The sequence below is a fragment of the Ureibacillus chungkukjangi genome (genome assembly GCF_003217295.1).
GTDB classification, from domain to species: domain Bacteria; phylum Bacillota; class Bacilli; order Bacillales_A; family Planococcaceae; genus Ureibacillus; species Ureibacillus chungkukjangi.
This window is the reverse complement of the sequence record NZ_QJTJ01000005.1, coordinates 92021-103598: the sequence shown is the minus strand read 5'-3', so window position 1 is coordinate 103598 and position 11578 is coordinate 92021. Positions and strand designations below refer to the sequence as shown.

At 34.4% G+C, this 11578-nt stretch carries 13 protein-coding genes; 4 read left to right on the top strand and 9 right to left on the bottom strand.

The annotated features are described in order from the left end of the window. Positions 1-115: 115 nt before the first annotated feature. Together BJ095_RS06000 and BJ095_RS05995 are read right to left on the bottom strand one after the other, a co-directional pair. On the bottom strand, positions 116-766 hold the full coding sequence (locus BJ095_RS06000) for an NAD(P)H-binding protein (protein WP_181417972.1): 651 nt from the start codon (positions 764-766) through the stop codon (positions 116-118). Positions 767-925: 159 nt separating this feature from the next. Continuing rightward, positions 926-1666, bottom strand: coding sequence for a hypothetical protein (locus BJ095_RS05995; protein WP_107933329.1), 741 nt, complete (start codon positions 1664-1666; stop codon positions 926-928). Positions 1667-1877: 211 nt separating this feature from the next. Here BJ095_RS05995 and BJ095_RS05990 point away from each other — a divergent pair, with 211 nt between their 5' ends. Continuing rightward, positions 1878-2702 carry an EcsC family protein gene (locus BJ095_RS05990; protein WP_107933328.1) on the top strand — a complete coding sequence of 275 codons (825 nt, stop codon included), beginning with the start codon at positions 1878-1880 and terminating at the stop codon, positions 2700-2702. Between the two features lie 78 nt (positions 2703-2780). Here BJ095_RS05990 and purU read toward each other — a convergent pair whose 3' ends face one another. Further along, positions 2781-3686, bottom strand: coding sequence for a formyltetrahydrofolate deformylase (purU, locus tag BJ095_RS05985; protein WP_107933326.1), 906 nt, complete (start codon positions 3684-3686; stop codon positions 2781-2783). Positions 3687-3817: 131 nt separating this feature from the next. Here purU and BJ095_RS05980 point away from each other — a divergent pair, with 131 nt between their 5' ends. The 3 genes from BJ095_RS05980 to pabB all read left to right on the top strand — a co-directional run bounded on the left by BJ095_RS05980 (position 3818) and on the right by pabB (position 6495). After that, on the top strand, positions 3818-4027 hold the full coding sequence (locus BJ095_RS05980) for a hypothetical protein (protein ID WP_107933324.1): 210 nt from the start codon (positions 3818-3820) through the stop codon (positions 4025-4027). A gap of 150 nt (positions 4028-4177) precedes the next feature. Continuing rightward, the gene (locus tag BJ095_RS05975) at positions 4178-4756 is read left to right on the top strand and encodes an anthranilate synthase component II (RefSeq protein WP_107933322.1); all 579 of its coding nucleotides are present in this window, start codon (positions 4178-4180) and stop codon (positions 4754-4756) included. Then, positions 4756-6495: an aminodeoxychorismate synthase component I gene (gene pabB / locus BJ095_RS05970; protein ID WP_107933320.1), complete on the top strand. Its 1740-nt coding sequence runs from the start codon at positions 4756-4758 to the stop codon at positions 6493-6495. The genes BJ095_RS05975 and pabB overlap by 1 nt, the downstream gene beginning before the upstream one ends. A 54-nt stretch (positions 6496-6549) precedes the next feature. On the opposite strand, the gene BJ095_RS05965 is transcribed toward pabB, so the two are convergent. The 6 genes from BJ095_RS05965 to BJ095_RS05940 form a co-directional block, all read right to left on the bottom strand. After that, positions 6550-8265: a GMC family oxidoreductase gene (locus tag BJ095_RS05965; RefSeq protein WP_107933318.1), complete on the bottom strand. Its 1716-nt coding sequence runs from the start codon at positions 8263-8265 to the stop codon at positions 6550-6552. 44 nt (positions 8266-8309) lie between these two features. Then, on the bottom strand, positions 8310-9089 hold the full coding sequence (locus BJ095_RS05960; RefSeq protein WP_107933316.1) for a gluconate 2-dehydrogenase subunit 3 family protein: 780 nt from the start codon (positions 9087-9089) through the stop codon (positions 8310-8312). A gap of 212 nt (positions 9090-9301) precedes the next feature. Continuing rightward, positions 9302-9625, bottom strand: coding sequence for a hypothetical protein (locus BJ095_RS05955; RefSeq protein ID WP_107933314.1), 324 nt, complete (start codon positions 9623-9625; stop codon positions 9302-9304). Positions 9626-10004: 379 nt separating this feature from the next. Beyond that, entirely contained in the window at positions 10005-10325 is a 321-nt protein-coding gene (locus tag BJ095_RS05950) for an SCP2 sterol-binding domain-containing protein (RefSeq protein WP_107933312.1), read from the bottom strand. Between the two features lie 133 nt (positions 10326-10458). After that, complete coding sequence (locus BJ095_RS05945; RefSeq protein ID WP_107933310.1) at positions 10459-10920, bottom strand: peptidoglycan recognition protein family protein; 462 nt, start codon at positions 10918-10920, stop codon at positions 10459-10461. Positions 10921-10969: 49 nt separating this feature from the next. Next, positions 10970-11548, bottom strand: a complete 579-nt coding sequence (locus tag BJ095_RS05940; protein WP_107933309.1) for a TetR/AcrR family transcriptional regulator — start codon at positions 11546-11548, stop codon at positions 10970-10972. Positions 11549-11578 lie beyond the last annotated feature (30 nt).

Below are 11578 nucleotides of genomic sequence, written 5' to 3'. Positions count from 1 at the left end.
ATCTACTATTATATAATAAATTTTTAGTTTATAAAAGGTGAAATAAATAGCATTCTATCCACAAAGGCTAGTAAATCACGGAATCTTTAATTTAAAGACTTTAAAAATCCAAATATTAAATTACCATATTTATGGCGTCCTCAATAGGTTGTTTTCCTGATACTACCTTGAATTCCTTTCGAATGGTTGACTGATTCTCTAAGCATGCAAGGACTATTTTCGCAACATCCTCACGAGAAATATCACCAATACTAATATCTCTATCATCCACTTTTACAAATCCTGTCCCTTTTTTATCATTTAAATTTCCAGGATGGATAATTGTATAATCAAGTGATGACTGCCTTAACCACTGATCAACATAATAATTCTTAATCATTATCGGTCGAAAGTATACAGGTAAATGAATCCATTCTTCTTTACGAGTTTCAAATGAACTAATATGAACCATTCGTTTGAGAGGAGTATTCTTCAGTGCTTCTAATAATTTAATGGTTTCATCAATTTCGACTATCGTTTCTGACACGAGATCATCCATAATGTGCTCAGCAATTACGATGGCATCAACATTAGGAGCTGTCGACAGAATGACTTCTAGAGAATCACCTGTGCTATATAAATAATTCTCAATACCTTTTTCAGTAAAATAAGCCGACTGAGCTCTATTTTCTAGTAAAGCAATAGCCGTGTGTTTTGCATTGTTAAGTATGTATTGAATTAATTGTCTTCCTAATGGACCATTGGCTCCAAATACGAGAATATTCAATTCCCTCACAACCTTTAATCTAAATGTTTTACCTACAGAATGGCCTAAAAATGATAAATTTAACCATAATTTTAAGCTACTTTATGTAGAATAAAACCAAAACAAAAAAACCGACAATTTTATTAATATGTCGGCAGAAAAATCCCTATTTCAATATAACTAATTATCTTCTCTGATTTTATCGTATAACCAATAGCTTGCCTGATCAGCTATATATCTTTCATATTTGTTCTTACTATATAAATACACAGTTTTAAATAAGGTTTGAATATCCTTCCAATAAAAGACACTTACACCTTTTAGCATTGGAAGCTCTTGACGATGTGGCAGTAAGCCTATGACCTTTTCAGTCGAGTCTTTGTATTCATTTACCATTCTAAATCCCATTGGACTATTATATTTATCTAATATCAATAGTGAAAAGTAAAAGTCTCTCTTTTTTGCATAATTCGTACCACCATCAATCATCCTTATTAGCTCATCTCTTTTCGCATTATCATTATGACCTAGGCTAATATCCGACTTGTATTTTGCCTCTATAAACCATACAAACGTATCCGACTCGATGATGATATCAATATCAGTTTTCCCTTCACTAACAGCAAGACTTTGGGGCTGGCGGATTTTTTTCCAAAGTTTAATTTCTATCTGTTCAGTTGAATGAGAAAACTCTTTTTGAAATGCTTTATAAAATAACTGTTCAATCCAAAGCTTCCGATCAATCTGGTTAAATGAACGAAAAACATTCCATACAATTGAATCTTCACTCGTTTCACTTTGGGTCTTCTCTAACCTTCTTTTTTGCCAAAATTCAAGCTGTGGGTCAAATTTATCGATTAATAATGAGTCTCTAAAATGCTCATGGATTTGCTTAAGCTCAGTTTGAGTACCATCTTCCATTTCATCCCTCCCCTATTGTTACCATTTCCTCTAGAATTTTAAATACATATCAGTTATATATACGATTTAATTTTATATGTCATTCATTTCAAATTAATTTAGTTTAAGAAAGACTTTGACAAAAATGTACATACTAAAAAATGAAACATTCTGTCACCTACTAACGTAAAGAAACTATACCCTACGTAAAATATAGATAGGAGCAATGATATTGGAATCAAAAGAACAATTGGAACATTATTTAGTGGAAATCGAAAAATGGGAGGATGACCAAAAAGGGTTATTTTTTTGGGAGAAGATTGGTCGACTTCCCTTTAAAGTAATCGATAAGCTCACACCTAAATTTATACAAGCGAAAATTGGGATTTTGGTTAATGAATTAGGAAGCTATATTCATACAGGCGGCAAATATTTAATAAGTGAAAAGCTAATGCTGAAAAAAATTCAAAAAAACACTTCATATTCCATTGATACCTTCGAGGATATTGGAAAAATGCCTATTGAGGATATGATTCAATTAAGCGAAAAATTACAAAGTGAACGAAGTAAATTAGCCACAGTGCAAGGGGCATCCACTGGTTTTGGGGGCGTTTTCACACTAGTAATTGATATTCCTGTTATTTTAGGAATGGCTTTAAAAACCCTACAGGAGATTGCGATTATTCATGGCTATAACCCAAATGAGAAACAAGAACGGGTTTTCATAGTAAAATGCTTGCAGTTCGCTTCAGCAGACATTGTAGGAAAAGAAGCAATCTTAAACGAGCTTTCCATGCTGAATAAGAAAAAAGATACTGCAGAGAGCATGATAAGTCAGCTAAAGGGTTGGCAGGAGGTATTCTTCACATACCGCGATAACTTCGGTTGGAAAAAGCTATTTCAAATGGTCCCAATTGCCGGCATGGTTTTTGGTGCAATCATCAACAAAGGCATGATGGACGATGTCTCTGAAGCAGGTAAAATGTTGTATCGAAAAAGACGAATTTATGAAAAGCTACATGAGCTAGAAAAAGTGAAAAATCCTACAATAGAATAGCTTGATTTTATTTCAAATTATAAAAAAGCTGGAAATCCTACGATACAGATTTCCAGCTTTTTGAATGGTCGTTATATTTTAATGGAATACGATTGTTTTATTTCCTTCTACAATGATTCGATTTTCTAAATGCCATTTCACTGCTTTAGCTAATACACGACGCTCAATTTTACGACCGATTTTCTTTAGAGTTGCAACATCATCTCGGTGGTCCACACGTTCCACATCCTGTTCAATGATTGGTCCCTCATCTAAATCGTTTGTTACATAATGTGAAGTAGCACCAATCAGCTTCACCCCTCTTTTATAGGCACGGTCATAAGGGTTAGCACCTATAAACGCTGGTAGGAAGGAATGGTGAATATTAATAATTCTATTTTCAAAATGATTTACAAATTCCGGCGTTAGAATCTGCATATAACGAGCTAAAATTAGTAAATCTACATTATATTCTTCCATTAGGGAAATTTGTTTTGCCTCTACTTCTTTGCGAATATCCTTATTTGCCGGTAAGTAATGAAATGAGATTCCGTAAGACTCGACAATCTGACGTGCATCCTCATGATTACTTATAACAACTGCAATATCCGTTTCTAAATCTCCGTTTTGCCATTCCCAAAGTAATTCTAATAAGCAGTGTAATTCCTTTGAAACGTATATAGCTGATCGTTGACGGTTACTTAAATAATGAAAATGATAGGTCATCTCATAATTGTCAGCAATTTGCTTAAATTCCTGCTCCATCTCTTGAACCTTAGACAGCAGCTTGTCACAAGTATATTCTATTCGAATAAAAAAAGTTCCGTTTTCTGGATCACTTGAATATTGACTGGATTCAATAATATTGGCTTTATGTTTCCACAAAAAACTTGATAGGACTGAAACAATACCTGGTTTGTCAGGGCATTTAACTAATAGCCTCGCTCTATTCTCTGCTCTTGAACCTAATTGTTTGTTCTCTCTCTTAACTTGCTCTACTTGCATCTTATGTACACTCCTACTTATCATTAATTTTTTTATTATCTATCATTTTCAAATAATGAGCAACAGTTTGGCGTTTTGTTTACATAATTTACACAAAATTTCGCATATTAAGGTTGAAAGGAGATGAGATAATGAGCGAAAAGAAGGATTTTGACGAATACTCAAACTTTGATGACCGTAATTTACAAAGTAAAAGCAGTGCCTACAAATCAAATAATTCTCATCAAAACTCGACTAAGTCAAATGAGGAATATGGGATGGAGAAAAACCCACTTTTGAACAAAATTAAGAATAGCTCAATTATGAAAAAAGTTGAGAAATTCTTAGATGACAATAAATAACCCTAACTAATCCCTCGATTTTTACATCGAGGGATTTTCTTGTTTTTATTATTCCCTCTGCACTTAATAATTTTCAAATTCTTCGCATTTCTTGTCCAATTCTTCTATAATAGGTCTCATATTACTCACCTTGAAAGGAAGACTATTAAATTGATACTAGTCATCGATAATTATGATTCATTTACTTATAATTTAGTCCAATATATTCAATCCATTGGTGAGGAAGTCGTAGTTGTTCGAAATGATGAGCTTACGTTGGATGACATTAGAAAAATGCAGCCTAATTCTATCCTTCTCTCGCCTGGTCCTGGAAACCCAGATACTGCTGGTATTTGCTTGGAAATTGTGAAAGAGCTTCATCAAGAAATACCTATATTAGGAGTTTGTCTAGGGCATCAAATAATTGCACAGGCATTTGGAGGAAAAGTACATAAAGCTAACCAGCCTATGCACGGAAAAGTGGATATAATCATTCACGATGGAAAACAGATTTTTAATGATATCCCCTCCCCTGCACCTGTTACAAGATATCATTCATTAATAGTAGATGAGGCAACCTTACCAAGCATGATTGAAATCAGTGCTAAAACAGAAGGCGGAGAAATCATGGCCATTCGACACAAGCATTTCCATGTTGAAGGTGTACAATTCCATCCCGAAGCAATACTTACAGAAAATGGACTTAAAATGATTCAAAATTTCTTTACTAAAACACAAAGGATTACATAATGAAAACGAATAATAAACAACCACTTTTATCATTTGAATTTGCAACTTCCACTGGTGAAGTCAAGCCAGTAACCTTTATAAATCCGATTAAAACGATTGTGGCAAATAAAATAGAGGATATTTTTCCATGCTTTGAGCAAATCCAAGAAGCCGTGGAGCAAGGCTTTTATGCGGCTGGATATGTTTCTTATGAAAGTGCTCCTGCATTTGACTCTGCCTTTCAGGTAAGTGAAAATCCGAATATGCCTTTACTCTGGTTCGGAATCTTTTCAGAACCCATTGAAGAAGGTATTACTAGTAATGGAAGCTATGAAAATTCAAAATGGTCACCAGATGTTTCAAGAGAGAATTATAATGCTTCAATCGAATCCATTAAGTCCTCTATCGAAAATGGTGATACCTATCAAACTAATTATACAATTCGACTGCAGTCACAATTTAAAGGGGACGACATCGCCTTTTTCACTAAATTAAAACAAGCTCAATCTTCTAATTATTGTGCATATATCAATACAGGAGAATTTAGTATTTTGTCTGCCTCACCTGAGCTTTTCTTTCATTTGAAGGATCATCATATTACTACTCGACCGATGAAAGGAACGATCGCTAGAGGCAGAACAGTAGCAGAGGATGAAGAGAATGCAAAATGGCTTTATGAGTCAGAAAAAAATCGAGCTGAAAATGTAATGATTGTGGATTTACTGCGAAATGACTTAAGTGTCATTGCACAGCAAGGGACTGTCCAGGTACCAAAACTTTTTGAAATTGAACATTACCCTACTGTTCACCAAATGACCTCTACAATTACTGCAAAGGTAAGACCTAATACTACCTATTTCGACTTGTTTAAGGCCCTTTTCCCATGTGGTTCAATTACTGGTGCTCCAAAAATTAGTACGATGGATATTATCTCGAAGCTTGAAATAGCTGCACGAGATGTCTATTGTGGGGCTATTGGTTATATCACACCAAAGAAGGAAGCAATTTTTAATGTACCAATTCGTACAGTAGTTCTCAACCAAAATACTGAACAAGCTACCTATGGTGTAGGAGGCGGTATTACATGGGATTCGACAGCTTCTGGTGAATATGAGGAGGTTTTAACAAAAGCTAGCCTACTTGAACAAAAGAAGCCTATTTTTGATTTGCTTGAAAGCATTCTACTAGTTAATGGAGAATTGTTTTTACTTGAAGAACATCTTGATCGTATTCAGGAATCATCGAAATACTTTAAATTTCCGTTTAATCGGCAGGAAGTCAGATCTGCTCTCAAAGATGTTGCAAAAGAGTATCCAGTTGGGGAGTTTAAACTTCGATTGCTCATGACAAAATCCGGGCAGCTGAATATTGAAGCACACCCTTTAGTTGAAAGAGCCGTTGAAAAGACTGTCAAATTAGCAGCATACCCTATCAATAAAAAAGAATTGTTTTTATATCATAAAACAACCAATCGCGATATATATACACAACTCCAACAAACTGATGTATATGATGTTTTACTTTGGAACGAAGATCATGAAATTACTGAATTTACAAACGGAAATATTGTCGTGAACATGGAGGGAATTCTTTATACCCCACCGATTCATAGCGGACTTTTAGCTGGGACCTTCCGTGAAAAATTGCTGAGCGAGGGTGAAATCGAAGAAAAAGTTCTGAAGCTAACTGATTTAGAAAATTGTTCTGAAATTTGGTTTATCAACAGTGTACGAAAATGGATAAAGGTTAAAATTATATAACTATGTAAAAAAAGAGAATGTCTTCTTTCGAGATTACATTCTCTTTTTGTGTAATTATACTAAAGAACCACCATTCTTTAGATATAAATCAATACCTTCTGCACAACGGTAGGATAAGGCTCCTACTGTGCCAGTTGGGTTATAGCCTGAGTTATGCGGGAATGCACTTGCACCTGGAACGAAAACATTTTCATAATCCCACATTTGTAAATAACTATTTAAAGCACTTGTGTCTGGGTTATCTCCCATAATTACGCCACCAGTATTATGTGTAGATTGATAAGGAACGATATTATATGGACCTTTTTCTTTCGCTACAATTATTTCAGATGCACCCATTTCCTTCATGATTTCTTCAGTTTTTGATGCCATAAATTTGGACATCTCGTTATCTTGCTCTTTAAAGTCATACGTCATTCGTAGTAATGGATTTCCATATGCATCCTTATAGGTTGGGTCTAAATCTAAATAATGATAACGGAATGGCATAGAAGCACCTTGTGCGTTAAATGATATAGAACGGTTATAATATTTAACTGATTCTTCTTTGAATTTCGCTCCCCAACTTGGTGTATCAGGTTTTACAGCATTATTTTGAATTGGGCGCTTTCCAAGTTGTCCTAAGAAAATATTGGCACCATGGAGGAAATTTAAATCAGAATGGTCAAAATTATCTCCATTAAATTCATCAAGAGTCATACCTAGTGAACCTGCACCAGCGTAAACGTTAAATTCGCGTTCTTCAAAGAAGCCTGTAGTAGAAGCACACATATTTTGATATGCATAGTTTTTACCTATTACACCAGTTCCTGTTTTAGGGTCATATGGCTTCCCTATCCCTGATTGCAATAATAAACGAACATTATTTAACACATAACTTGTTACAGCTACAACTTCAGCAGGCTGAATAAACTCTTCACCTGATTGTGTGTCAACAAATCGTACCCCGGTTGCTCGATTTCCTTCATGCAGAATTTCAACTACATTTGCATGTGTGCGTAGATCGAACTTTCCTGTACTTTCTGCTACTGGTAGAACTGTCACAGTTGGATCAGCTTTAGCCCCGTATTCACAACCAAATCTCTCACAAAAACCACAATATTGACATGCTGCACGAGAAATACCATCAGGATTTGTATACGCTTCGGATAAATTTGCAGATGGTTGTATAAATGGTTTGTAACCTAGATTCTCGCAAGCTTCTTTAAATAAATTCATTGCTGGCGTTTGTTTCATTGGACCCGTTGGATATGGATTTGAACGAGGTCCACCATGGGGATTTTCTTCACCTGATATACCTGCCATTTGCTCAAATTGGTCAAAATATGGTTCAATCTCATCGTAAGTAATTCCCCAGTCTTGAAGAGTCATATCAGCTGGAATTTTATTTTTTCCATAGCGTTCTTCGGTCATTGTTCGAATTTGGAAATCATATGGAAGGAATCTCCATGTTTGACCGTTCCAGTGGACTCCAGAGCCACCCACATCCGTTCCTAATAAGAAAGAACCGTATTGACGCATTGGAAGAGCTCGCATTTTTTCGTTATTTCTAAATGTAACCGTTTCTTTGGATAAATCCTGCATTAAATCGTAACGTAGTGCATAACGAAGTTCATCATGAACCATTAAAAAATCGGATGTCTTACGGCCTTTTCCACGTTCAAGACCAACTACCTGATACCCTTTTTTTGTAAGCTCAGCTGCTAAAATTCCGCCTGTCCAACCAACGCCTATTAACACAACATCCGTTTTAGGTAATGTCGTAGCCATTCTCTATCACTCCTGTAATTTGTTAATTAATTTAAAATTTAAGATTAATGATTGTGTTGTGAGGATAAAGATTTTGGCGCAATTTCCTCAAACTCGTCTTGCTCGATCATGTTAAAGTAACTCATTTGGTGCCCTGGGTATTTCTTCATTTCCCAGCCAGCCATACTTGCATTCCCTCCATACAACGGGTCAGCATATACTCCCTCAATTGTTGTAGAACGAAGTAAATTGAAGAAGTAATTTGAAGAAACTCCTTTCATCTCAACATTTCCATCTTGGAAATCTGTTAGAACTGCATCTTGCTCTTCTCCTGATAATTCAAGGAAGGATTTTTTATATTTCTCAGCACTATGTTTTTCAATTGTTTCTAGGCCTATAGTAAAGATTTCTTGACGATTTAAACTACTTTGATAACCTTGAGTTTCTTCGCCTGGATAGAATGGACCTGACATATATTCCTTTGCGTTTGTTCCCCAGCCGCTAGCTAATTGATGGTCTATAAAATAAGCTACTAATAGTTCTTCTGCACCTGGTCCGTTATCATCGGCAGGGTAGATTCTTTCAACGGCTGCATTTGTTATATCGAATTGATTAGGTGTAAAGAACATTAATGCAGCATTGGCATTTGCATTCCCTGTCCCTTGTGGGGATGGTGTTTGTTTTGGATCTTCCGTTGTCGTTGTTTCATTTGTTTCTTTACCAATTAATGTTCCAACTGCACCACCGACAATTAATCCTCCGACTGTTAAACCAGAATTTTTAAGAAATGAACGTCTGGATGTACGTTTCTCTAGTAGTGGATCCTTTTTATCTTGTTCTGCCATAAAGCAACCTCCTAATTTAACTTTGAAATTAATAAACCATTCTATTTACTTTTAATAAGTAATAAAAATAATATAGTTCACCAGTATTTTGTATCAAATTTACTTTTTAATACTTTTAAATCCAAAATTTTTATTAATTATCCAACTTTTATTAATAAAAAAAATCGGCCCCCATTAAGAGGACCGATTTTTTTATTGATTCTATTCTTTATTTAGTCAGCTACTGTATTTGCATCGGTATTTTGACCTTCGTCTTCCACACCTTGACCACCAACATCGTTACTTACAGGAGGGTGCTGCTCAGAATTTCCACCTGTATTCGTGTCTTCTGGTTCATTTTCTAATTCTGTATCCATATTTGCATCATTATTTTCTCGAAGGGATTTCTCCTGAACCTCTTCTAAATCCTCCTCAATAATTTCCGTTGTTTCATTAACATTATCACTTGTCTCAGTATCTGTTGCATTGTCAGTATTACAGCCGACTAAAGATAAAGAGAGCATTAATAAGAATGGTACGTACCAAAGTTTTTTCAATGAAATAACCTCCAATTTGATTTGGAGTTATTATGTGTGATTTCAGTTTTATTATTCATTAAAAGTATTCATTAAAAGTATCCATTAAATGTTTCAACGCATTTTTACTTAATGTATGTAAAAATAAAATTAATTGAAATATTCAATATTAAAATGATCAATTAAAGCTCCTTTTTCTATTATCGGATGGTTTGAATAAAAATAACCAACTAACATTAGGAGAAAAAATAAAATAAAGGCAACTAGATTTCGTTTTTTCAAAACATCATCTCCTCTATATTTTTTGCATATTACATAATTCTATATAATTCGCAATAATTCCTTTTATTTCAACAAAAAAAGAGTTAAAGCTTAAGTACAAGCTATAACTCCATTATAATTAGCTATAGTATTCAAGAATCTTACTAAGCTTAAGTAATTGACTCATATCACCAAATACTTTTATTTTACCGAATAGAAAGGCTGTATTTGGATTCAACTGGCCGTTTGTTAGTTTTTCAAAATTTTCACTTGTAATCTGAACTGTAGCCGAAGGAGTTTCGCTTATATCAATCAGTTCAGCACGTTCTCCAAGAAACTTTACATTGTAAGACTCCTTCAAATCAGTAAATTCAAATTGAATAATCTTTTCATATCCGTTGATTCCACATCCATCTTTTTCAATTTTTTCGAATAGTTTTTTAATTATTGCTAACGACATTAACTCGCCCCCATGAACAATTTTTGAGATACATCCCCATTAATTTCATCATAACAATGAGATACTAAAATTAACATCTATTTTTTAACAATTCAAAAAAATCTCGACAGTTTTTCAACTGACGAGACTAAATCTAAATGTATTCTGTTACCTGACTACGAACCTCAGCCATATTGATGAGTTTACCTGGACAGCTTTTTTGCACTCCTTCAAGCTCTCGATGGCCAAGTACTTGTAAGGGGGTTAAATTATATAATTTCAACATATAACCACATAGCCATAGAAAGGATGTCCACTGTTGGTTTGTTGGTGACTCACTATCAAAATCTCCTGTCATGCAAATTCCAATGGAGGTGCGATTATGTCCATAGGCATGAGCTCCTACATGTTGTCCTCTACCTTCAATAATGGATCCATCTTTTTCTATAAAATAATTATAGCCTATCCCACTCCAGCCTCGTTCTTTCTGGTGAAAATCATGGCATTCCTCGGCTGTCATATGTTTTCTTGAAGTATGGTGAACAATGATATGTTGTACTTTTTCTAGTGATTCAAAGGGTTCTAAAAAGTGAAGGTTTTTTTGTATAATTTTCATAGCTCTCCTACTGTGATTCTTGGGATTAAATTATTTTTGTTCCACTATATCATTGACTATTTGTATCTGCTTTTATTCCATTTAAGATTAAATCCATATATATTGATACAAGCTCCTCTTCAGATACCTTTCCGTCCGGGTTATACCAATTGTAAGAACGGTTAACCATACCAAGAATTCCAAAAATCACGATATCACTTCTTAAATGATTTCTGAATTCTCCCCTTTCAATACCTTCTTCCATTAGCTTTTCCAGATTAAAGCGAAAGTCTTTTCTATATTTATTGACCAATAGCACCTGTGTTTCATCTAAATGGCGAACTTCTCTATTAAAAACCCTTGCACTCTTTCCATGCACTTTTATATTTTTGATAATTAAATGAATTAGCCTATTCATCTTCTCTTTACAGCTAATATATTCATCATTAAGAATTACTTCCTGCTCCTTTAAAAGCTCTTTTATATAGTTTTGATGAATATCCATTAAAAGCTCTTGTTTACTTTTAAAATAGTAATAAAAGGTCCCCTTTGTTACACCTATCGTATCAACAATATCTTGTATGGAAGTTTTACTGAAGCCCTTCTTATCAAAAAGGTCTATACTTTCTTTAATAATTCTTCCTCGCATAATATTGTTCCCTTCAAAAAATAGATTTTG

Excerpts from the sequence above, each read along its gene's own strand:
- BJ095_RS05995 (WP_107933329.1), bottom strand. The coding sequence starts at position 1,666 with ATGGAAGATGGTACTCAAACTGAGCTTAAGCAAATCCATGAGCATTTT.
- purU (WP_107933326.1), bottom strand. The coding sequence starts at position 3,686 with ATGCAAGTAGAGCAAGTTAAGAGAGAGAACAAACAATTAGGTTCAAGA.
- BJ095_RS05980 (WP_107933324.1), top strand. The coding sequence starts at position 3,818 with ATGAGCGAAAAGAAGGATTTTGACGAATACTCAAACTTTGATGACCGT.
- pabB (WP_107933320.1), top strand. The coding sequence starts at position 4,756 with ATGAAAACGAATAATAAACAACCACTTTTATCATTTGAATTTGCAACT.
- BJ095_RS05965 (WP_107933318.1), bottom strand. The coding sequence starts at position 8,265 with ATGGCTACGACATTACCTAAAACGGATGTTGTGTTAATAGGCGTTGGT.
- BJ095_RS05960 (WP_107933316.1), bottom strand. The coding sequence starts at position 9,089 with ATGGCAGAACAAGATAAAAAGGATCCACTACTAGAGAAACGTACATCC.
- BJ095_RS05950 (WP_107933312.1), bottom strand. The coding sequence starts at position 10,325 with ATGTCGTTAGCAATAATTAAAAAACTATTCGAAAAAATTGAAAAAGAT.
- BJ095_RS05945 (WP_107933310.1), bottom strand. The coding sequence starts at position 10,920 with ATGAAAATTATACAAAAAAACCTTCACTTTTTAGAACCCTTTGAATCA.
- BJ095_RS05940 (WP_107933309.1), bottom strand. The coding sequence starts at position 11,548 with ATGCGAGGAAGAATTATTAAAGAAAGTATAGACCTTTTTGATAAGAAG.